This is a genomic window from Streptomyces sp. P9(2023) (assembly GCF_032436795.1).
Lineage (GTDB): Bacteria > Actinomycetota > Actinomycetes > Streptomycetales > Streptomycetaceae > Streptomyces.
The window spans coordinates 1-19,865 of the sequence record NZ_JAUPWM010000059.1 but is presented as its reverse complement, the minus strand read 5'-3'; the positions used below and the strand labels follow the sequence as shown (position 1 = coordinate 19,865).

The 19,865-nt window shown below is 70.8% G+C and carries 24 protein-coding genes; 12 read left to right on the top strand and 12 right to left on the bottom strand.

The window, feature by feature from the left end; all coding sequences use genetic code 11:
- The first annotated feature begins 72 nt into the window (after positions 1-72).
- Positions 73-825: a class I SAM-dependent methyltransferase gene (locus Q5762_RS35775; RefSeq protein WP_315896496.1), complete on the top strand. Its 753-nt coding sequence runs from the start codon at positions 73-75 to the stop codon at positions 823-825.
- 378 nt (positions 826-1,203) lie between these two features.
- Here Q5762_RS35775 and Q5762_RS35770 read toward each other — a convergent pair whose 3' ends face one another.
- Genes Q5762_RS35770 through Q5762_RS35760 form a run of 3 tightly spaced genes read right to left on the bottom strand, consistent with a single transcriptional unit; the run spans position 1,204 to position 2,470 of the window.
- Positions 1,204-1,353 carry a hypothetical protein gene (locus Q5762_RS35770; RefSeq protein ID WP_315896495.1) on the bottom strand — a complete coding sequence of 50 codons (150 nt, stop codon included), beginning with the start codon at positions 1,351-1,353 and terminating at the stop codon, positions 1,204-1,206.
- On the bottom strand, positions 1,350-1,934 hold the full coding sequence (locus tag Q5762_RS35765) for a hypothetical protein (RefSeq protein ID WP_315896494.1): 585 nt from the start codon (positions 1,932-1,934) through the stop codon (positions 1,350-1,352). Before Q5762_RS35765 ends, Q5762_RS35770 begins: the two co-directional genes overlap by 4 nt.
- Complete coding sequence (locus Q5762_RS35760; RefSeq protein ID WP_315896493.1) at positions 1,931-2,470, bottom strand: topology modulation protein; 540 nt, start codon at positions 2,468-2,470, stop codon at positions 1,931-1,933. Before Q5762_RS35760 ends, Q5762_RS35765 begins: the two co-directional genes overlap by 4 nt.
- A 975-nt stretch (positions 2,471-3,445) precedes the next feature.
- Here Q5762_RS35760 and Q5762_RS35755 point away from each other — a divergent pair.
- The 9 genes from Q5762_RS35755 (at position 3,446) to Q5762_RS35715 (ending at position 11,271) form a co-directional block, all read left to right on the top strand.
- Positions 3,446-3,754: a helix-turn-helix domain-containing protein gene (locus Q5762_RS35755; RefSeq protein ID WP_315896492.1), complete on the top strand. Its 309-nt coding sequence runs from the start codon at positions 3,446-3,448 to the stop codon at positions 3,752-3,754.
- Positions 3,755-4,132: 378 nt separating this feature from the next.
- Entirely contained in the window at positions 4,133-5,068 is a 936-nt protein-coding gene (locus Q5762_RS35750) for a site-specific integrase (protein ID WP_315896491.1), read from the top strand.
- Between the two features lie 79 nt (positions 5,069-5,147).
- Positions 5,148-5,990, top strand: coding sequence for a HipA family kinase (locus Q5762_RS35745; protein WP_315896497.1), 843 nt, complete (start codon positions 5,148-5,150; stop codon positions 5,988-5,990).
- Positions 5,987-6,370 (top strand): DUF3037 domain-containing protein, encoded by a 384-nt coding sequence (locus tag Q5762_RS35740; protein ID WP_315896490.1) that lies wholly within the window; start codon positions 5,987-5,989, stop codon positions 6,368-6,370. Before Q5762_RS35745 ends, Q5762_RS35740 begins: the two co-directional genes overlap by 4 nt.
- Before the next feature lie 191 nt (positions 6,371-6,561).
- Positions 6,562-7,323, top strand: coding sequence for a 3-oxoacyl-ACP reductase FabG (gene fabG / locus Q5762_RS35735; RefSeq protein WP_315896489.1), 762 nt, complete (start codon positions 6,562-6,564; stop codon positions 7,321-7,323).
- 26 nt (positions 7,324-7,349) lie between these two features.
- The gene (locus Q5762_RS35730; protein ID WP_315896488.1) at positions 7,350-8,117 is read left to right on the top strand and encodes an SDR family oxidoreductase; all 768 of its coding nucleotides are present in this window, start codon (positions 7,350-7,352) and stop codon (positions 8,115-8,117) included.
- Positions 8,118-8,267: 150 nt separating this feature from the next.
- Entirely contained in the window at positions 8,268-9,845 is a 1,578-nt protein-coding gene (locus Q5762_RS35725; RefSeq protein WP_315896487.1) for an ABC transporter substrate-binding protein, read from the top strand.
- 98 nt (positions 9,846-9,943) lie between these two features.
- Positions 9,944-10,627: a uracil-DNA glycosylase gene (gene ung / locus Q5762_RS35720; RefSeq protein ID WP_315896486.1), complete on the top strand. Its 684-nt coding sequence runs from the start codon at positions 9,944-9,946 to the stop codon at positions 10,625-10,627.
- Positions 10,628-10,797: 170 nt separating this feature from the next.
- Entirely contained in the window at positions 10,798-11,271 is a 474-nt protein-coding gene (locus Q5762_RS35715; protein WP_315896485.1) for a hypothetical protein, read from the top strand.
- 5 nt (positions 11,272-11,276) lie between these two features.
- On the opposite strand, the gene Q5762_RS35710 is transcribed toward Q5762_RS35715, so the two are convergent.
- The 3 genes from Q5762_RS35710 to Q5762_RS35700 all read right to left on the bottom strand — a co-directional run bounded on the left by Q5762_RS35710 (position 11,277) and on the right by Q5762_RS35700 (position 13,123).
- Positions 11,277-11,747 (bottom strand): hypothetical protein, encoded by a 471-nt coding sequence (locus Q5762_RS35710; protein ID WP_315896484.1) that lies wholly within the window; start codon positions 11,745-11,747, stop codon positions 11,277-11,279.
- A 151-nt stretch (positions 11,748-11,898) separates the two neighbouring features.
- A complete protein-coding gene (locus Q5762_RS35705) occupies positions 11,899-12,411 on the bottom strand; it encodes a DinB family protein (RefSeq protein ID WP_315896483.1) in 513 nt (170 codons plus the stop codon).
- A 76-nt stretch (positions 12,412-12,487) separates the two neighbouring features.
- Complete coding sequence (locus Q5762_RS35700; protein ID WP_315896482.1) at positions 12,488-13,123, bottom strand: TetR/AcrR family transcriptional regulator; 636 nt, start codon at positions 13,121-13,123, stop codon at positions 12,488-12,490.
- A gap of 102 nt (positions 13,124-13,225) precedes the next feature.
- Between Q5762_RS35700 and Q5762_RS35695 the strand changes: the two genes are divergently transcribed.
- Both Q5762_RS35695 and Q5762_RS35690 read left to right on the top strand, forming a co-directional pair.
- Positions 13,226-14,413, top strand: a complete 1,188-nt coding sequence (locus Q5762_RS35695) for an FAD-dependent monooxygenase (protein WP_315896481.1) — start codon at positions 13,226-13,228, stop codon at positions 14,411-14,413.
- 60 nt (positions 14,414-14,473) lie between these two features.
- Positions 14,474-15,379: a Gfo/Idh/MocA family oxidoreductase gene (locus tag Q5762_RS35690; protein WP_315896480.1), complete on the top strand. Its 906-nt coding sequence runs from the start codon at positions 14,474-14,476 to the stop codon at positions 15,377-15,379.
- Here the strand turns inward: Q5762_RS35690 and lnt are convergent.
- From lnt to Q5762_RS35660, 6 genes are all read right to left on the bottom strand, one after another.
- Positions 15,303-16,922 (bottom strand): apolipoprotein N-acyltransferase, encoded by a 1,620-nt coding sequence (lnt, locus tag Q5762_RS35685; protein WP_315896479.1) that lies wholly within the window; start codon positions 16,920-16,922, stop codon positions 15,303-15,305. The genes Q5762_RS35690 and lnt overlap by 77 nt on opposite strands.
- 93 nt (positions 16,923-17,015) lie before the next feature.
- Entirely contained in the window at positions 17,016-17,453 is a 438-nt protein-coding gene (locus Q5762_RS35680; protein WP_315896478.1) for a nuclear transport factor 2 family protein, read from the bottom strand.
- Between the two features lie 89 nt (positions 17,454-17,542).
- Positions 17,543-17,758, bottom strand: a complete 216-nt coding sequence (locus Q5762_RS35675; RefSeq protein ID WP_260227218.1) for a hypothetical protein — start codon at positions 17,756-17,758, stop codon at positions 17,543-17,545.
- Between the two features lie 69 nt (positions 17,759-17,827).
- Entirely contained in the window at positions 17,828-18,703 is an 876-nt protein-coding gene (locus tag Q5762_RS35670; protein WP_315896477.1) for an undecaprenyl-diphosphate phosphatase, read from the bottom strand.
- A 154-nt stretch (positions 18,704-18,857) separates the two neighbouring features.
- Positions 18,858-19,640, bottom strand: a complete 783-nt coding sequence (locus Q5762_RS35665) for a TVP38/TMEM64 family protein (protein ID WP_315896476.1) — start codon at positions 19,638-19,640, stop codon at positions 18,858-18,860.
- A 45-nt stretch (positions 19,641-19,685) separates the two neighbouring features.
- Positions 19,686-19,865 (bottom strand): hypothetical protein (locus tag Q5762_RS35660; protein ID WP_315896475.1); only part of this gene is annotated, 180 nt, incomplete at its 5' end.

Sequence of the window (19,865 nt, the reverse complement as noted above, 5' to 3'; positions counted from 1 at the left end):
TGCTGGACGGAGGAGACCACCCAGCAGCCAGTTGGGCTCTACCTCCAAGCCTGGCCCTTCAGGGCCGGGTAGTTGACCGAGCCGCTGCTGACCGGCGCCGCCATCACCGGCGACCGCCGCACCCTCGACCTTGGCTGCGGTGCCGGCCAGACGACCCGCATGGCCGCTCGCCGAGCCCCCGAGGGTCGTGCGCTCGGCCTGGACCTGTCCGCACCGATGCTTGCCGAAGCGCGCACCCGCGCGGCGGACGAAGGACTGGCCAACGTCTCCTTCGTCCAAGGCGACGCGCAGGCCCACCGCTTCGAGGAGGCCGCGTTCGACGCGGCCATCAGCCGCTACGGCGTGATGTTCTTTACGGACCCGGAGAAGGCGTTCGGCAACATCGGACGCGCCCTGCGCCCCGGAGGCCGCCTCGCCTTCATCTTTCCCGCGGCGCCCGAGCGCAACGGCTGGGTGACGGCCATGGCCTCCATGGACGGCATTCTGCCGGTCGGTGGTTCTGGAACGCCGGCAGACGGCCCTGGAATGTTCTCCCTCGCAGCCCCGGAACGTGTCCGTGCCGTCCTCACCGGCGCCGGCTACACCGACGTCACGGTCGATGAGGTGACGGCGTACGGCACCTGGGGCCAGGACGCCGTGGACGCGGCGGACTTCCTGCTGGCCACCGGTCCCGGCCGCCATCTCATGCAGCAGGCCGACGCGCCCACCCAGGCCTGCGCCCGAGAAGCGCTCACCGCCCACATGGCCGCCCACGAGACACCCAACGGTACGGTCCGCCTCCTGAGCACCTCCTGGTTGGTCACGGCGGAACGCCTGCAGGGCTAGTACGTCCTGCCTGTTGACCCGCGCCGTTCGGCACTGGCCGACGCGGGGCTGACCGGCAGGATTCGCAAGAGATGGCCGAGCTGGACGTGTGTTTTCATGCCGGTGCGACCAGGGCTGTGCCGTGGCCTCAGCGCGAACTGCCCCATAGGACGGCAGGACCGGGCGAGCGCCGCACGTTGTGACGAGCGCGCGAGGGAAGGGGTTTCGCTCGTCGTACCGTGCGCCTCCAGGGCAACGCCCGGTCCTTGCCGTTCGGACGTGGCTCCCGTGCCGCCGGGGCCGCGTCGCGAGCATCATCCTGGTGCAGTGCCGAATCTCTGGCCAAGCGTCACAGGTTGCGTAAAGACGCGATGGCGTGATGACGCCACTGTCAGTCGTTCATCGTCGGTCCAACAGCTGCCGCAGAACGACTTCCGCGCCTTCCACGGCGCGGTCGAGTCGGTGCCGGAGCCGTACGGGAAGCTCACCGGTGTCGAGGCCGGCTTCGGAGACGATGGCGGTGAGGGCCGCTTCGTCGGCCGGGCTCATCCGGCCCCGTACGGCGGGGCTGCCCAGGGCCTCTCGCACGGTGAAGGCGTCCTGACCGCGGCGTACCTCGGCGATGAGGTCGGAGGCGAGCGAGTCGGCCAGGTCGGGCACGAGGCGGAGAGGAGTTCGACGGACAGCACGCCCAGACGGAGCCGGAAGCGGGCGGTGGCCGGGGCGTCGTCGAGCCGGGCGGCGTGGACTGCGCGGAGGGTCCAATCGATCTCCTGCGGGGCGAGTCCGCCCGAATGGAGGCTACTGAAGGCACCCAGGCACGCCCGCACTGCCGCCTCCCATGCCTCGGAGGGGACGGAGGAGTCGAGGAGGCCGCGGGCGGCTCCCTGGCGGTCGGCGAGGGTATGGGCGACGATGCGGGATTGACGGGCCTGGTGCAGCCGTTCGGGGGCGGGATCGAAACGGTCGGCGTTCGAGGCGGCTTCGGGCCACCGGCCGGCAGTAGCCAGGAAGCGGGTGCCGTCGTCGAGGAGCAGCGGCTCCAGCCACCGGGCGGCCGCCCGCCGGTCGTCGGGGTCTGCGGTGAACGGGCCGAGTTCGGCGTCCACGCCATGCACGCGGGCCGTCATGCCGGCCAGGACAGCCTCGTGAAGAGAGGAGAGTTCGCCGTGTGCGGCGGCAGGATCGCCGCGGCGCGCGGTGAGCCGGACAGCAGCACCACGTCGGCACGGTCCGAGTCGAATTCCTCGATCTTGGCCATAGCGCGTGGGCGCATCCTGCGGCGGTACGTCGCCACGTACTCGACCACGCCCCAGTGGATGCGGTTGTGCACCCCGTTGCCCTTGTGCCCGGCCCCATGCCGGATCTGCCGGGAGAAGATCCCGTACAGAGCGGCCACAGTCGAGACGTCCATCAGGACGACCGTGTCGCAGGCTTCGAGCCGGATCTGCAGATTCGAGTTGTAGTTCCCGTCGATCACCCACTTCGGCTGCGCGACGAGATCGCGTTGCACGGCGGCGAACTTCTCCATGGGCAGCTCGTTCCACTCGTCGTCGTAGAACGTGGCGTCCAGGTGCGTCACCGGGGCGTCGAGAATCCTGCCCAGTTCCCGCGGCAGGTACGACTTGCCGCTGCCTCCGCAGCCGACGATGGCGACCCTCTTCATGGTGCTCCGGCGTAGAGGCGCTCGGGTGTCCGGTCGGACCTGTCGCCCGGGCACGATCGGATGATCCAGACGCCATGGCATGGGCGGTCAGCTGCATCACGCCGCTGCCTGTTCCACCGTGACTTGGCCGGCGGTCGTGTCCAGTACGGCGTGCAGCGCGTCGACCTGCCGACTCATGCGGAACAGGTCCAGGGCGGTCCGTGATCAGGTCGCCGCCCGCCATCCAAGGGATAACGGGACCACGGCATCCGCCATTCGCCCATGGCAGACGAGAAAGAACCCCAAAGGACTGGAAGCCTCTCCGGGGCTATGTCAACGTACAACACCCCGGAGGTGGGGCCGGTAAGCGGCACACCGGGTGACCCGATGAGGAGTCTCTTCTGTCGCTGCGCACTCTCCGATCGGTTCGAGTGGACGCCCCTTTCCTCTTCGCTCTGGGGCAGCCAACGCGTAGGCCGCGCCCGCCCAATCCGACTATGGAGCGTCTCCGTCCGGCGTCTGTTTGTGCGTCTGCGCGGCCGCCCTCTTCGGCGAGGGGTTGGTGCAGGAGGGTATCGCCTCGATCTTTGCATTCTGGCCTACGCGGCCAGTAAGCCCGGATCCGTAAGCCGTTCAATTCTGGAGGAGGTTGGCAGGATGGAACGTGTCGTGTCGGTAAGGCTTCAATGCCTCTGCGAGACAGAGCTATTGGTGGCGGACTGGATGGGCATCGGGTACTTGACGTCGTTCCGGCTGGCTCCGTGGTTGGTTTCCGAGGACGGATCCCGGTCCGGCGCGAGCGCAACATAGACCACGATCGCCGGTTAGCCGAACCGGCGATCGTCGTGACCATCGAGGGTGTTCGCATTCGGCTGTGCTTGGCGGTGGAGCCGTAGCGGACACAGGGCAGTGCTGCGAAGACGAGAGGAGGCGTGGAGCAGCCCTGGTCTGTGCACTGGCCCCGCTCCTCGCAACTCACAGAGATGCCTTTATGTCATGCCTACACAACCGCTTGGCCCTTCGGCCGCTATTTCTGTTGACCGTGTCGCCCGCACAGCCTTCCTGACAGTCAGGGACGCCGCCGAATACCTCGGACTTTCGCCTCACACGCTCTACGTCTGGCGGCACCGGCGGCAGGGACCACCCAGCTTCCGTATGGGGCCTCGAGGCCGCGTCGTGTACCGGCGGGAGGTACTCGACGCCTGGGTCCGCGAACAGGAGCAGGCCGACTCCCGCTCCAACCCGAGCTTGAGCCCTCTGGCCGCGGCCCCGCAGGCCCGGCTCGGAGGCAACTGCGGCGCCTGAAACCAGACGTCATTGGACGCCGTTCGCCCGACCGCGCACAAGGGAGACTCACCTGGCCGGCTACATAGAAGACCGCTGGATCAAGAAGAAGAAGGATCCGGTCACCGGGAGAAGACCGCTCGCTACGGTAAGGGCAAGCGGTACAAGGTCGCCGGCATACCTGGGGTTCGAGACCGATCTTTTGATGTGCTGGAGGACGCCAAGGCGTGGCTTCGCCGAGCAGCCACGGACGAGGAGCGAGGTGAGTTCGTAGACCCGCGTGACGGGTCCATCACGCTGGCCGACTACATCGCGACGCACTGGGCACCAGGGCGAGGCGGTGCTCCGAAAACCCAGGACAGTCAGGAGCGTAGAACGCGTCTCCATATCGTCCCGCACTTGGGCCAGCTTCCGCTCAGGAGTATCGCCGCAACGGATCTGCGTGCGTTCATAACCAAGTTGGAGTCGACAGTCTCGTCAGTCGACTACCAGCGCGGCATCCTGTCCGAGCTTTCCTCCATTCTGGAAGCGGCCGTCGACGACAAGCGCCTCGCGCGCAATCCTATGCACGCGAAATCTGTGCGGTGGCCCAAGTCGCCACGGGAGCGGCGCGACGCGTGGCCGATGGGTACGGCACTGCGGGTCCGCGATGCCATCAACCCGCGGAACAGGATCGCCGTCGTGGTCGGCCTGGGGTGCGGACTCCGCCAGGGCGAGGTCTTCGGGCTGAGTCCGGAGGACATCGACTATGAACGCGGCATGCTTCACGTTCGGCGCCAAGTGCAGGCGATTCACGGAAGGCTGTACTTCGCCCTGCCGAAGGGGAAGAAGATCCGCACAGTGGATCTGCCCCCCTCGGTGGCCGAGGAACTCAAGCGTCACATCGAAGCATTCCCGCCGGTAGAGGTGGAGCTGCCGTGGGGGAAGCCGGAGGGGGAGAGGAAGAAGTTCTCCCTGCTGCTCACCACTCGCTTCGGCAACGCCGTCGCGGTGAACACATGGAACACCTACACCTGGAAGCCGGCCTTGGCCAAGGCCGGCGTCATTCCGCCACGTGCCGAGGGGGCGAAAGCCTGGCAGTGGGCGGCGGCCCCGAAGGACGGTTTCCACGTGCTTCGGCACACCTACGCCTCGATCATGTTGGAAGCCGGAGAGTCCGTCGTGACCCTGGCTCGGTGGCTAGGACACTCCTCGCCTGCGATCACCCTCGGTTACTATGCTCACTTCATGCCGGAAGCTGGCAGCAAGGGGCGCGGCACCATCGACGGTCTGCTTGGGGAGCGGGGAGACCGGCTCGCCAGCCGAAACTCCCCAGATTCTCCCCAGCGCCGTTGACCGGTGATTCCTGCCTCTACGCCCCGGAGAAGCCGTCCGCGGATTGTAAGGCTGAAGAGATGGGTGGCCTGGGAAAGTGTTGGAAGAGGTCGTAGCGACCCGCTATGTCACACCCTTGCGTGAGGGCGGTTCGCTCCCTGGGATCGTCGAGGCCGACGATCTCGGTACGTACGTCATGAAGTTCACCGGCGCCGGGCAGGGCCGGAAGACGCTCGTCGCCGAGGTCGTCTGCGGGCAGCTCGCCCGGCGGCTCGGACTGCGCGTGCCCGAACTGGTCGGGATCCAGCTCGATCCCGTCATCGGACTCTCCGAGCCCGACCGGGAGGTGCAGGAGCTCCTGAAGGCGAGCGGGGGGCTCAACCTCGGGATGGACTTCCTGCCCGGGTCCCTGGGGTTCGATCCGCTGGCGTACGAGGTGGACCCGAAGGAGGCGGGGAAGGTCGTCTGGTTCGACGCGGTGATCAACAACGTCGACCGGTCCTGGCGCAACCCGAACATGCTCGTCTGGCACGGCGACCTGTGGCTGATCGACCACGGTGCCACCATGATCTGGCACCACAACTGGCCCGGCGCCCAGGCCTCCGCCGCGAAGCCGTACGACGCCTCCGACCACGCCCTCGCGCCGTTCTCGCCGGACGTCGCGGCCGCCGCCGCCGAGCTCGCGCCGCTGGTCACGCGGGAGCTCCTGGAGGAGGTCGCCGCCGACGTGCCCGACGAGTGGCTCGTCGACGAGCCGGGCTTCGACAGCACCGACGCCCTGCGCCAGGCCTACGTCGAGGCGCTGCTGCCGCGCGCCGCGACCATCCACGAGCGCATCACCCTCGGCCCGCGCGTCGAGCGCCGGCCCGCGCAGCCGCCCGGCTGGCTGGCCGACCGGCTCACCCCCCGGCCGCCCTCCACGAAGAAGGACCGCACCACGTGACCGACCGCGATGTCTTCGAGTACGCGCTGCTGCGCGTCGTGCCACGCGTCGAGCGCGGCGAGTGCTTCAACGCCGGCGTGGTGGTCTACTGCCGCGCCAAGTCCTACGTCGCCGCCCGTACGCACCTGGACGAGACAAAGCTCCGCGCCCTCGACCCCGGCGCGGACGTCGTCGGTGTACGCGCCGCGCTGCACGCCGTCGAGGGCGTCTGTCTGGGCGGCGAGGACGCCGGACAGGCCGCCCGCGACGACGCCGGCCGGCGCTTCCGCTGGCTGATCGCGCCCCGCTCCACCGTCGTACAGCCGGGCCCGGTGCACACCGGTCTGACCGCCGATCCCGAGGGCGAGGTCGACAGGCTGCTCGATCTGCTGGTGCGCTGACCGCACGGCGCGCACCTCGGCGCGCCGTAGGAGTGGGCCGGTGCACCCGGTGGGCCGTTGACACCGGGTGCCAGGGCTTCTAGCGTCTCGTCTGCGAAGGTACTAAGCGGTCGCTCATGTGCGGGACGACGCAGGCGCACCGTGCGGACCGCTTCGCATCCAGGGATGATCCAAGGGCGAGGAGAACCAGCATGTCGACCACCGAGCAGCGCGTAGCCGTCGTGACCGGCGCGGCACGGGGCATTGGCGCCGCGACCGCCGTACGGCTGGCCGCCGAGGGCCGCGCCGTCGCCGTACTCGACCTCGACGAGGCGGCCTGCAAGGACACCGTCGAGAAGATCACCGCCGCCGGTGGCACCGCCCTCGCCGTCGGCTGCGACGTCTCCGACAGCGCCCAGGTCGAGGCGGCCGTCGCGCGCGTGGCCGCCGAGCTCGGCGCGCCGACGATCCTCGTCAACAACGCGGGCGTGCTCCGCGACAACCTGCTCTTCAAGATGTCCGAGCTCGACTGGGACACGGTCATGAACGTCCACCTCAAGGGCGCCTTCCTGATGGCCAAGGCCTGTCAGAAGCACATGGTGGACGCGGGCTTCGGCCGGATCGTCTCGCTCTCCTCGTCCTCCGCCCTCGGCAACCGCGGCCAGGCGAACTACTCGGCGGTCAAGGCCGGTCTGCAGGGCTTCACCAAGACCCTCGCCAAGGAGCTCGGCAAGTTCGGCATCACCGCCAACGCCGTCGCCCCGGGCTTCATCGTGACCGAGATGACCGCGCAGACCGCCGAGCGCGTCGGCATGGGCTTCGAGGACTTCCAGGCCGCCGCCGCCTCCATGATCCCGGTGCAGCGGGTCGGCAACCCCGACGACATCGCCAACGCCATCGCCTTCTTCACCGGCGAGGACGCCGGCTTCGTCTCCGGTCAGGTCCTGTACGTGGCCGGCGGCCCGCTCAACTGACGCCCGCGCGGGAAGAGGAGACATACATGAGCACGAAGGAACTGCCCGAGCTGTCCGGCAAGGTCGCCCTCGTCACCGGCGCGAGCCGCGGCATCGGCTACGGCGTCGCCGAGGCGCTCGTCGCCCGCGGCGACCGGGTCTGCATCACGGGACGCGGCGAGGAGGCCCTCAAGGAGGCCGTCGAGACGCTCGGCTCCGACCGGGTGATCGCCGTGCCCGGCAAGGCCCACGACGAGGCCCACCAGGCCGCCGCCGTCGCCGCCACGATGGAGGCGTTCGGCCGGGTCGACTTCCTGGTCAACAATGCCGGGACGAATCCGGTATTCGGCCCGATGGCCGAGCTCGACCTGAATGTCGCCCGCAAGGTGTACGAGACGAATGTGATCTCGGCGCTCGGATTCGCCCAGCAGACCTGGCGCGCCTGGCAGAAGGACAACGGCGGCGCGATCGTGAACATCGCGTCGGTCGCCGGCATTTCCCCCTCGCCTTTCATCGGCGCGTACGGGATGAGCAAGGCGGCCATGGTCAATCTGACCCTGCAGTTGGCGCACGAGTTCGCGCCACTGGTCCGGGTCAACGCCATCGCCCCGGCGGTGGTCAAGACCAAGTTCGCCCAGGCCCTCTACGAGGGCCGGGAGGCGGAGGCGGCGGCCGCCTACCCGCTCGGCCGGCTGGGCGTCCCGGAGGACATCGGCGGCGCCGCCGCGTTCCTCACGTCCGACCAGTCGGACTGGATCACGGGCCAGACTCTCGTGGTCGACGGGGGGATTTTCCTCAACGCCGGTGTCGGGTGACCGATATCCGGACACTTTCCGGAATTCCTGACCGGTTTGGCCCCGATTAATCGCTGAATGCCTCAAGTGCCCTGTCAGGGTCGAACATTGACCTGGCAGGGCGCTGCGGTATGGTCGGCCGACCCAAGGCTGAACGAGGAGCGTGCGCACGTGTTCAACCGGACCAGTCTGCAGGTCGCTGCAGCCCTTGCGTCCATATCCCTGGTGGCGGGCTGCGGCCTGTTTTCGGACACGGAATCCACCGGGGAACAGAGAATCGTGGTCGGCACGACGAGTTCTCCCACCACGCTCGATCCGGCAGCCGCTTGGGACAATTCCTGGGAGTTGTTCCGGAATGTCTACCAGACGCTCGTGAGTTTCCCGACGGGCAGTACGTCCCCGCAGCCGGACGCCGCCGACTGCAAATTCACCGACACGGCCAGCCGGGTCTACGAGTGCACCCTCCTCGACGGCCTGAAGTTCTCGAACGGGCGCACGCTGGACGCCGAGGCCGTGCGGCACTCGATCGAGCGCATCCGGAAGATCAACGTCGACGGCGGCCCCAACGGCTTGCTCGGCTCGCTCGACGAGATCGAGGCCGTGAACGCCCGCACGGTCGTCTTCAAGCTGAACACGCCCGACGCGACCTTCCCCTTCGTCCTCGCCACCCCCGCCATGTCCCTGGTGGACCCGGCCGAGTACCCGGCCGACAAGCTCCGTGAGGACGGCAAGCTCACCGGCTCCGGTCCGTACGTCCTCGACGAGTACACCGAGGGCGAGACGGCGGAGCTGACCAAGAACCCCACCTACAAGGGGTTCGCGGACCGCAAGAACGAGGGGGTGACCATCCGGTACTTCAAGGAGTCCGAGCCGATGGTCGCCGCGCTGAAGAAGAAGGAGATCGACGCCACCTACCGGGGCCTCACCGCCGAGGAGGTCGTCGACCTGCAGAACCCCAGCGACGCCAACCAGCACCTCCAGCTGGTGGAGTCGCCGGGCGCCGACATCCGCTACCTCGTCTTCAACGCCCAGGATCCCTCGGTCGCCAAGGAGCCCGTCCGCCGGGCGATCGCCCAGCTGGTCGACCGCGAGGCGCTCGTCGCCAAGGCGTACAAGGGCACGGCGGAACCGCTGTACTCCATGGTCCCCAAGGGCATCGTCGGTCACACGACCGAGTTCTTCGACCGCTTCGGCGAGCCGAGCGTCCCCAAGGCGCGGGACATCCTCCGCGACGCCGGCATCAAGAAGCCCGTCCCGCTGACCTTCTGGTTCACCACAGACCGGTACGGTTCCGGCACCGCGCTCGAGTTCGCCGAGCTCAAGCGGCAGCTGGACGACTCCGGGCTCTTCGAGGTGACCCTGCAGAGCAAGCCGTGGAAGGACTTCGCTCCCGGCTACCAGAAGGGCGAGTACCCGGTCTTCGGCCGCGGCTGGTTCCCCGACTTCCCTGACGCGGACAACTTCATCAGCCCGTTCGTCGGCAAGAAGAACGCGCTCGGAACGCCGTACGTGAGTCCCGAGATCACGGACCGGATCATCCCGAAGACGCGGCGCGAGAGCGACCGCGGGGCGATCGTCTCCGAGTTCCGCAAGGCGCAGGAGATCATGGTCGAGGACGTCCGGCTGCTGCCGCTGTGGCAGGGCAAGCTCTACATCGCGGTGAGCGAGGACATCGGCGGCGCCGAGCGCGCGCTCGACCCGCAGACGGTCATGCAGCTCTGGGAGCTCAACCGCAGGGCCAGCTGGTAGGTCCGGCAGGTCCGGTGACCGGCCCGAGCGGCGGCGTTGTCAGTGGCCGACGGTAGGTTCTCAGGCGTAGAAGAGATCGCCTACCGGAGGTTGTTGACGTGACCGACACCGACATGCTGCCCGAGTCCTGGCGCGGCGTCCTCGGGGACGAGCTGCAGAAGCCGTACTTCAAGCAGCTGACCGAGTTCGTCGAGGAGGAGCGGGCCAAGGGGCCGGTCTACCCGCCGCGCGAGGAGGTGTTCGCCGCGCTGGAGGCGACGCCGTACGACAAGGTCAAGGTCCTGATCCTCGGTCAGGACCCGTACCACGGCGAGGGGCAGGGGCACGGCCTCTGCTTCTCCGTCCGCCCCGGCGTCAAGACCCCGCCCTCCCTCCGCAACATCTACAAGGAGATGGAGCAGGAGCTCGGCCACCCCGTGCCGGACAACGGCTATCTGATGCCCTGGGCCGAGCAGGGCGTGCTGCTGCTCAACGCCGTGCTCACCGTCCGGGCCGGCGAGGCGAACTCGCACAAGGGCCAGGGCTGGGAGAAGTTCACGGACGCGGTGATCGGCGCGGTGGCCTCGCGGCCGGACCCGGCGGTCTTCGTGCTCTGGGGGAACTACGCGCAGAAGAAGCTCCCGCTGATCGACGAGGAGCGGCACGTGGTGGTGAAGGGCGCGCACCCCTCGCCGCTCTCGGCGAAGAAGTTCTTCGGCTCCCGGCCGTTCACCCAGATCGACGAGGCGATCGCCGCCCAGGGCCACGCGCCCGTCGACTGGCGCATCCCCAACCTCGGCTGAGCGTTCACAGCGGCCGGTTGGCGGTCGGCCCTCCCACGACCGGTCGGCGGTGGGCCCGCCCGGCTGACAGGCCCGGGGTACCACCCGAGCCTGTGCCGGATCGGGGGCCTCGGCGGTTAGCGTCGGAGCCCCGGACGGAGTCCCGGACGGTGAGCGTGTGGAGGCCCTCAGTGACCGAGCAGCAGCAGGTGTCGGACGACGGCGTCATGACCCGGATCGGGCAGGCGACGATGCTGCTCCACGGCGGGGACCGCGAGGAGGCGCGCAACCGGTTCGGCGACCTCTGGGCGCAGCTCGGCCCGGACGGCGACCCGCTCCACCGCTGCACGCTCGCCCACTACATGGCCGACGCGCAGGACGACCCGGACGCCGAGCTGGCCTGGGACCTGCGGGCCCTGCTGGCGGCCGAGGAGCTGACCGAGGGCCGGCTGGCCGCCCACGACTCGGCGGTCGCCCTCCGCGCCCTCTACCCCTCGCTCCATCTCAACCTGGCCGCCGACTATCTGAAGCTCCAGCGGCCCGACGCGGCGCGGGTCCACCTCGACCGGGCCCGCGCGGCCTCGGACACCCTGGACGACGACGGCTACGGCAACGGGGTCCGCGCCGCGATGGAGCGCCTGGAGCTACGGCTCCGCCCGCTCTAGGGAGGTCACCGGGCGTACGTGTCCCGGCAGATCGTCGCCTGTGGGCTGTCGGGGTGCCAGCCTCCGTACCGCCCGCCCAGCTCGCACACCTCCGCCCGGGATCGCGGCGGTTCGGGCACGGCGGGCAGCCTCGGCGGCGCGGGCGGGCGCGCCTTCGGTGCGCGCGAGCGCTGCTGCGGCACGGGGGACGGCCGCTCCCCGCCCGTGCCGTTCCGTACGGTGCTCCCGCGTCGCTCCTGGTACGGGCTCGGCGTCGCCCGGCGGGACGGCGGCGGGGGAGCGGGCAGCGCCGCCTCCAGCGCTTCACGGGCCGGGCCCTCGACGATCTGCGGGGCCACGTCCACGCCCTGGGCGGGGCCGCTCACCCGCGGGGACGGCGGGGGCGCCGGAGGCGGCGTATCGACCGAGACGCAGCCGGTGAGGGCGGCGAGCGCCGCCCCGACCAGGAACGTCGCTGTGGTTCTGGTTGCATGCACGCGCGCAACTCTGCTGGCCCGCGGTGATCTTCGCGCCCCTACCGGTGGGGAATGGCCCGCAAGGGTGACGCCCCGGAATCCGATGACGCGTCCGCCGTGTCGATACGTCGTGTCGACGCGTCCTGTCGGTCGGCCGTGTCGGTGCGCCGGGTCAGTCGCCGGTCGCGCCGTCGATGCGTTCGCGCAGCAGGTCCGCGTGGCCGTTGTGGCGGGCGTACTCCTCGATCATGTGGACGTAGATCCACCGGAGGTTGTACGTCCGTCCGGAGTGGTGCCTGCCCGGGGCGACGTGATCGAGGTCGTGCGGCGCCGCGAGCTCGCGGGCCCGGGCGATCTCCGCCTGCCAGGTGGCGTGCGCCTCCTCGAAGGTGTCCTCGGCGGTGGGGTGGAAGTCCCCGTCGCGGTCCTCCTCCGTGGAGTAGATCCAGCCGGAGTCGTCGTCCGAGAGCACCCGCCGGAACCAGCCGCGCTCCACCTCGGCCATGTGCCGGACCAGCCCGAGCAGGGAGAGGTCCGAGGGCGGCGCGGAGGCGGTCCGCAGCTGGGCGTCGTCGAGCCCCGCGCACTTGGCAGCCAGGGTCTCGCGGTGGAACTCAAGCCAGCCGTCGAGCATCTCGCGCTCGCCCGCGGTGGTCGATGGTTCGGTGCGCTCGGTAGTCGTCATCCGCGCATCGTCGCTCAAGATATGCAACCGCGCCAGCACTTAACGGGGCGTCCGCGCGACGGTCGGCCTCCGGGGGTCACCCGCCGAGCATGCCGCGCAGCAACTCCTCGAACCCGGTGCGCAGTTCCGCGCGGCTGGGCACGGTCGCGTGGAAGGACCCGGCCGCGCAGGAGAACATCAGCCCCTCGCACCAGGCGATCAGCGAGAGCGCGTGCCGCTCGGGGGCCGGTGAGCCGGCGTCCGCCATCATCGCGACGAGCGGGCCGTGGAACGCGGCCGAGCCCGCCGCGTCGAAGAACGTGCGCAACTCGGGGCGGCGGGTGGCCTCCAGGGCGAGTTCGTACCGCGAGACGAGCAGCGCCCGGTGGTCGGTCAGGTACCGGTGCAGGGCCAGTGACAGGGCTTCCACCAGGGCGTCCGGCCCGCTGTCGGGTCCGGGCATCTCGTGCAGGGTGAGTACGCGTGACTCCAGCTCGACCTGTCGGCGTACCGCCGTCTCGAGCAGCGCCTGCCGGGTGCGGGCGTGGTTGGAGGTCGACCCCTGCGGCAGCCCGGCCCGCTCGTCCACGGCGCGATGGGTCAGCCCGCGCATCCCCCGCTCGACGAGCAGGTCGAGCGCGGCGTCACCGATGCGGGTGGGGCGGGAGAGGGGCGAGGCGGGGGAGTCCGGTACGGGGGAGTCCGGTGCGGACGCGGGGGTGCGGGCGGTCATGGGCACAACCTATCTAGCGACGGAACTACAGCTGTAGTAGCGTCGAAGATGTCACTACAGGTGTAGTTACCAGGTGTAGTCGCCCAGGGTGAGGGAGAAGTCATGGAACAGCACCGTGCCGTCGTCGTCGGAGCCGGCATCGGCGGACTCACCGCCGCCGTCGCCCTCCACCGGAGCGGCTGGGACGTCACCGTCCTGGAGCGCGCCGCCGCGCTCACCCCGGTCGGGGCCGGCATCGGCCTCGCCCCCAACGCCCAGCGCGCCCTGGACGTCATCGGCCTCGGCGACCGGGTCCGCGCGCTCTCCGCCTGGCAGGGCGACGGCGGCATGCGCGCGCCCGACGGCCGCTGGCTCGCCCGTACCAGCGCCCAGGCCGCCGCCGACCGCTTCGGTGGACCGCTCGTCCTGCTGCACCGCGCCACCCTCGTCGAGATCCTCACCTCCGCCCTCCCCGACGGCGTAGTACGGACCGGGGCCGCCGCCTCCGTCGCCGACCCCGGCGACGACGCACGGCCCGCCGTCGTCCGCACCCCGGACGGCGACATCGAGGCCGAGCTGGTGATCGGCGCCGACGGCATCCGCTCGGCGGCCCGCAGCGCCCTCTTCCCCGACCACCCGGGGCCCCGGTACTCCGGCTTCACCACCTGGCGCGTCGTCGTCCCCGCCCCCGACCGGCCGTTCGCCCCGCACGAGACCTGGGGCCGGGGCCGCCTCTGGGGCACCCAGCCCCTCAAGGACGGCCGGATCTACGCCTACGCCATGGCCGCCGCCCCCGAAGGCGCCCACGCCCCCGACGACGAGCGGGCCGAACTCCGCCGGCTCTTCGGCGACTGGCACCACCCGATCCCCGAGATCCTCGCCGCCGTCGCCCCCGAGACCGTCCTGCGCAACGACGTCCACCACATGCCCGACCCCCTGCCCGCCTTCCACCGCGGGCGCGTCGCGCTGCTCGGCGACGCCGCCCACGCCATGCAGCCGACCCTCGGTCAGGGCGGCAACCAGGCCATCGAGGACGCCGTCGTCCTCGCCCACCACGCCGGCCGAGGACTCCCGCCGAGCCGCGCCCTCGCCGCGTACACCGACGACCGGCTGCCGCGCACCACCGCCATCGTCCGCAAGGCCGCCCGCACGGGCCGGCTCACCCTCGTCTCCGCCCGGCCCGCCGTCGCCGTCCGCGACGCGCTCATCGCGGCCGTCTCGCGCTTCGGACCCGGCCTCGTCCTGCGCGGCTTCGACGGCATCGCCGACTGGCGGCCACCGCTCGCCGAACAGCCCCGCCGCGTAAGCTGACCAGCGCGAACGGCACATGAAGGCCGTCGCGGACACATCGTCACGCGCAAGGGAGACCCCGTGAAGGTCGGCTGCATCGGACTCGGCGACATCGCGCAGAAGGCCTACCTGCCCGTCCTGGCCGCCCTCCCCGGGGTCGAACTCCACCTCCAGACGCGGACGAAGACCACCCTCGACCGGGTCGCCGAGACCCACCACGTGCCGTCGCGCCAACGCCACAGCGACCTCGACTCGCTGCTCTCCACGGGTCTCGACGCCGCGTTCGTGCACGCCCCGACCGCCGTGCACCCCGAGATCACCGCCCGGCTCCTCGAAGCCGGCGTCCCGACGTACGTCGACAAGCCGCTGGCGTACGAATACGCCGACTCCGAGCGGCTGGTGGCGCTCGCCGAGGCACGCGACGTGAGCCTGGCCGTCGGGTTCAACCGCAGGCTCGCCCCCGGCTACGCCCAGTGCCTGGACCACCCGCGCGAGCTGATCCTCATGCAGAAGAACCGCGTCGGCCTGCCCGAGGACCCGCGCACCCTCGTCCTCGACGACTTCATCCACGTCGTCGACACCCTGCGCTTCCTGCTCCCCGACTACTACGACCACGTCGACGTACGGGCCCGGATCCGCGACGGCCTCATGCATCACGTCGTGCTCCAGCTCTCGGGCGACGGCTTCACCGCCATCGGCATGATGAACCGGATGAACGGCTCCACCGAGGAGATCCTGGAGGTCTCCGGGCAGGACACCAAGCGCCAGGTCCTCAACCTCGCGGACATCGTCGACCACAAGGGCCAGCCGACCGTCCGCCGGCGCGGCGACTGGGTGCCGGTGGCCCGCCAGCGCGGCATCGAACAGGCCGTCCTCGCCTTCCTCGGCGCGGTACGGGAGGGCAGGACGCTCAGCGCCCGCGACGCCCTCGCGACCCACGAGCTGTGCGAGCGCGTGGTGCGGGAAGCTCTGACGCAGGCCTCCTGAGCGCTCCCATGCCCTCGGCGGCGCAGAGCGCGGCAAGCACGGTCAGGGCGGCGTACAACGTCCAGTCGCCGTACCGCACATAGCCCGTGGTCGACTGCGAGAGCGGTACGTCGTAGACGGCGGCCGCGCTCCGGTCGGTGCCCAGCGGGTCGCCGATCCTGCTGCCGTCCGGGCCGTACACCGCGGAGATGCCGGTCAGCGTCGCGTGCACCATCGGGCGCCCGGACTCCGCCGCGCGCAGCGCCCCCAGCGAGGCGTGCTGCGCGGGTGCCCAACTGCCCTGGAAGGTCGACGTCGCCGACTGGGCGATGAGCAGCTGCGCACCGTCGCGGGTCAGCCGCCGGCTCATGTCGGGGAACGCCGACTCGAAGCAGACCACCGGACCGATCCGCAGCGCGGGCCGGCCGTCCTCGGCCGGCAGCGTCATCACCACCGGCTCCGTGCCACGCCCCCGGTCCTCGTTCGCCGCCTTGCCCACCGAGGTCGCCCAGCCGAGGACCGAGCGGAAGGGGATGTACTCACCGAACGGCACGAGCCGCATCTTGTCGTACCGGTCGCCGGTCGGCCCCTCGGCGTCGACCAGGACACTGCTCTTGAAGATGCCCGGCCGGTCGGAGCGCCGGGCGTCCACGTTGACGAGGATCGGCGCGTCGACGGCCCGGGACAGGGCGGCCAGCCGGTTCGCCAGGTCGGGACGGGTGGTCAGATCGGCGCCGACGCTGCTCTCGCCCCAGACGACCAGGTCCAGGTTCCGGCCCGCGAGCCCCCGGGTGAGCTCCTCAGCCCGTTCGAACCTCCGCTCCACGCCGGCCGAGCCGTCGTACACCCCCGGCTGGACCACCGCGATCCGTGCGGTGCCCTGCTCGCGCGGTGGTGCGACACCCCACCAGACCGTGCCCACGATGAGCGCGCACACCACAAGACCGACCAGGGCCGTGATCCGTACGGCAGCCGTCGACACCACCAGGAGCGCCACGGCGGTGTTGACCGCCACCACGAGCAGGGACACCAGCCAGACACCGCCGACGGAGGCGAGCCGCAGCGCGGGCGGGACCTGCCACTGACTCGCGCCGAGGAGACCCCACGGGCCGCCCAAGCCCTCCCAGGAGCGGGCGAGTTCGATGAGCAGCCAGCCGGACGGGACGACGAGCAGCGCCGCGGCGGCGCGCGTCCCGGTGGGCCCGTCCCCGAGCATGGCCCGTACCAGCCAGCCCCACGGCAGCCACAACAGTCCGAGCAGGGCGGAGAGCAGGAGGATGAAGACGTGCAGGTTCGGCACCAGCCAGTGGTGCACGGCCAGCAAGAACCCGACGCCGCCCAGCCACCCCTCAAGGGCCGCCCGGCGCGCGGTGGGCGCGGTGCGGAGCAGCAGCAGCCAGGGCACGAGCGCGACGTACGCGAACCACCACAGGGCGGGCGCCGGGAACGCGAGCGCGGGCAGCGCGCCCGCCGCGACCGCGCCCACGGCCCGCGCGGCACGACGGGGCGTCGGGGCGGGGGTGCGCGCGGCTCCGGTACCGCGACGGCCGAACGGGTTCCGCATGCGGCGTCGCCTCCAGGTGTCGCCTCCAGTGTGCGCCGTACGACGTCCGCGACCGCACCCCGCCACACGGCCGTACGGGCGCGAAGCCGGTGCCTAGACGCGGCGCCATTTCTCCTCGACGGTCACGGAGCGCAGCCGCCAGCCGGCGTCGGTCCGGTGGAGGGTGAACGCGTAGCGGCCGCCGCAGACGAAGTCCTCGCCCGACTCGAAGCGCATCGGGTTCACGTAGTCGGCGCGGACGTCCGCGCTGTCGCCCGGGTAGCCGCCGAGGTCCTTTAGGGTGACCCTCCGGTTCACGATGAGGTGCTGGCGCACCGGGAAGAGCCGCATCGTCTCGGCGAGCCAGTCGGCGACCTCGGCCACCGGGCCCTCGACACCGCCGGAACCGCGGTAGTCGGCGCGGCCGTCACGGGTGAACAGCGCCCGGTAGCCCGCCCAGTCGGAGTCGTCCACGGCCACCGCGTACCCGGTGACGAGGTCGTCGATGGCCATCCGGTCCATCACGGTCGCGAGATCCACGCGCTGCGTCATCGCCTCAGTGTCGGGCAGCGCGAGCCCGGGGCCAAGAGCCGTGCGGGGCGAGGCGTGGTCGGAGACCGGTCAATCTTCGCGCCACCGGGTCAGGCGGCCTCCCAGCGGTGCGGGCGGCCGCCGCGCCATTCCACCAGGTGCGGATCGTCGAGGATCATGTCGGCGTCCTCGAGCCCGGCTCGGCGCAGGAACTCGACGAGGTCGGTGTCGTTGTGCGCCAGGCCCACGATCTGGCCGCGGACGGTGACGCGCCGCCCGCCGTCGGGGGACGGGCGGTGGACGACGATGGGTGGTTGCCAGGCCATGGTTCCAGGGTGCGACGCGCACCCGAAGATCGCCTGGCGGGGGCCCCGGACGCCAGGGCCCCCGAGGGATCAGCTCCCGGACTCGCCCGCGTTCGGGCTGAGGGTGTCCGTGCCGACCAGGATGAAGAGCAGGATGCCGAGCGCGATCCGGTAGATCACGAACGGCATGAAGCTCTTGGTCGTGATGAACTTCATGAACCAGGCGATGACGGCGTAGCCGACGCCGAAGGCGATGATCGTCGCGAAGACCGTCGGACCCCAGGAGATGTGGCCGCCCTCGGTCGCGTCCTTCAGCTCGAAGAGTCCGGAGGCCAGCACGGCGGGGATGGCGAGCAGGAACGAGTACCGGGCCGCCGCCTCGCGGGTGTACCCCATCAGCAGACCGCCGGAGATCGTCGCGCCCGAGCGGGAGACGCCCGGGATCAGGGCCATCGCCTGGCAGACGCCGAAGATCAGGCCGTCCCGCACGCCCAGTTCCTTGAGCGTCTTGCGCTCACGGACGACGCGGTGCCGGCCGCCGGTCTCGTCGCGGGCGGCGAGCCGGTCCGCGATGCCGAGGACGATGCCCATCACGATCAGCGTCGTCGCGATCAGCCGCAGGTCGCGGAACGGGCCCTCGATGTGGTCCTTCAGCGTCACGCCGAGGACACCGATCGGGATCGAGCCGACGATGACGAGCCAGCCCATCTGGGCGTCGTGGTCGCCGCGCATCGACTTGTCGCGGAGCGAGCGGAACCAGGCCGAGACGATCCGCGCGATGTCCTTGCGGAAGTAGATCAGGACGGCGGCCTCCGTACCGATCTGGGTGATCGCGGTGAACGCCGCGCCCGGGTCCTCCCAGCCGGCGAAGGCTGCGGTGAGGCGGAGGTGCGCGCTGGAGGAGATGGGAAGGAACTCCGTCAGCCCCTGGACGAGTCCGAGGATGAATGATTCGAACCAACTCATGGGGCTAGGGCCGTCCCGAATGTGCTCGTGCCGTCAGAAAAGGGCGGTCGCGTCTCGGATCGGAGATCGACCGCCGGTCGTTGCGCAGCGTACCGTCCCCGGATGAAGGCCCCGATCTCAGGTCTGGGTCCCGGGACTCAGGGGACGCCGGCTCCTAGCGGGGGGAGCGGGCCGCCGTGGGTTCCAGGGGCGGCGCCGGGACGGGCTCGGCGGCCGAGTCCGGTGCCGCGGTCGCGCGGGCGCGCAGGCCGTGCCGCTTGCGCCAGGCCACGACCGCCGCGGCCAGACCGGAGACGACGATGAACCCCATCGAGATCAGGAACGCGGGCGACGTCGGCGATCCCGCCTCGCTGCCCGCCACCACGTACGCCGCCGTGTTCGGGATCGAACCGAGCAGGGTCGCCAGCAGGAACGGCGCGTACCCCATGCGGGAGACGGCGGCGCAGTAGTTGGTCGCCGCGAACGGCACCCCGGGGAAGAGCCGGATGGCAAGGATGGAACGGAACCCGTGCCGGCTCAGCTGCCCGTCCGCCGCCGTCAGCCAGCGTCCCCGCAGCAGCGGCCGCAGCGCGTCCTGCCCCAGCAGCCGCCCGAGCGAGAACGCGATGGCCGCGCCGAGCACCGTCCCGGCCAGCGAGGCCACCACCCCCGCCTGCGTACCGAAGAGCGCGCCCGCCGCCAGGTTCAGGATCGGCCGCGGTACGAAGGCGGCCGTGCACACCCCGTACGCCAGACCGAACAGCACCACCGCGCCCGCGCCGCTCGACTGGGCGGGCCAGCCCTCGGCGAGCAGCCGCTGTGGCTCGTAGAGGAGGACGGTCGTCGCCGCGGCGAGGAGGAGCACGGCGAGCAGGGACAGGCGCGACCAGGGCGACAGCAGAGCCCGGGAGCAGCGCAGAGCGAGGGAGCCCGGCGGCCGGGTGACGGGGTCGAGCATCCGGGGAGACTAACCGACGTACCGGTGTGATCGCCGTAATGTCCGTCATCCGCCGTACTGCCATCCGATGAACTGTGAGCCGTCGTACGGTGAGCCCGTCGTACCGCGAGCCCGCCGTACGGCGAGCGGCCGCATCGTGGCCGCTGGTGCCGCGAGCCGCCGTACCGTGAGCCCGCGCGCCGCGAGCCGCCGTACCGTGAGCCCGCGCGCCGCGAGCCGCCGTAC

Coding starts and splice junctions, on each gene's coding strand:
- Q5762_RS35770 (WP_315896495.1), bottom strand. CDS start 1,353: ATGAGCCCGGCCGACGAAGCGGCCCTCACCGCCATCGTCTCCGAAGCC.
- Q5762_RS35765 (WP_315896494.1), bottom strand. CDS start 1,934: ATGACGGCCCGCGTGCATGGCGTGGACGCCGAACTCGGCCCGTTCACC.
- Q5762_RS35760 (WP_315896493.1), bottom strand. CDS start 2,470: ATGAAGAGGGTCGCCATCGTCGGCTGCGGAGGCAGCGGCAAGTCGTAC.
- Q5762_RS35755 (WP_315896492.1), top strand. CDS start 3,446: ATGCCTACACAACCGCTTGGCCCTTCGGCCGCTATTTCTGTTGACCGT.
- fabG (WP_315896489.1), top strand. CDS start 6,562: ATGTCGACCACCGAGCAGCGCGTAGCCGTCGTGACCGGCGCGGCACGG.
- Q5762_RS35730 (WP_315896488.1), top strand. CDS start 7,350: ATGAGCACGAAGGAACTGCCCGAGCTGTCCGGCAAGGTCGCCCTCGTC.
- Q5762_RS35705 (WP_315896483.1), bottom strand. CDS start 12,411: ATGACGACTACCGAGCGCACCGAACCATCGACCACCGCGGGCGAGCGC.
- Q5762_RS35700 (WP_315896482.1), bottom strand. CDS start 13,123: ATGACCGCCCGCACCCCCGCGTCCGCACCGGACTCCCCCGTACCGGAC.
- Q5762_RS35695 (WP_315896481.1), top strand. CDS start 13,226: ATGGAACAGCACCGTGCCGTCGTCGTCGGAGCCGGCATCGGCGGACTC.
- lnt (WP_315896479.1), bottom strand. CDS start 16,922: ATGCGGAACCCGTTCGGCCGTCGCGGTACCGGAGCCGCGCGCACCCCC.
- Q5762_RS35680 (WP_315896478.1), bottom strand. CDS start 17,453: ATGACGCAGCGCGTGGATCTCGCGACCGTGATGGACCGGATGGCCATC.
- Q5762_RS35675 (WP_260227218.1), bottom strand. CDS start 17,758: ATGGCCTGGCAACCACCCATCGTCGTCCACCGCCCGTCCCCCGACGGC.
- Q5762_RS35670 (WP_315896477.1), bottom strand. CDS start 18,703: ATGAGTTGGTTCGAATCATTCATCCTCGGACTCGTCCAGGGGCTGACG.
- Q5762_RS35665 (WP_315896476.1), bottom strand. CDS start 19,640: ATGCTCGACCCCGTCACCCGGCCGCCGGGCTCCCTCGCTCTGCGCTGC.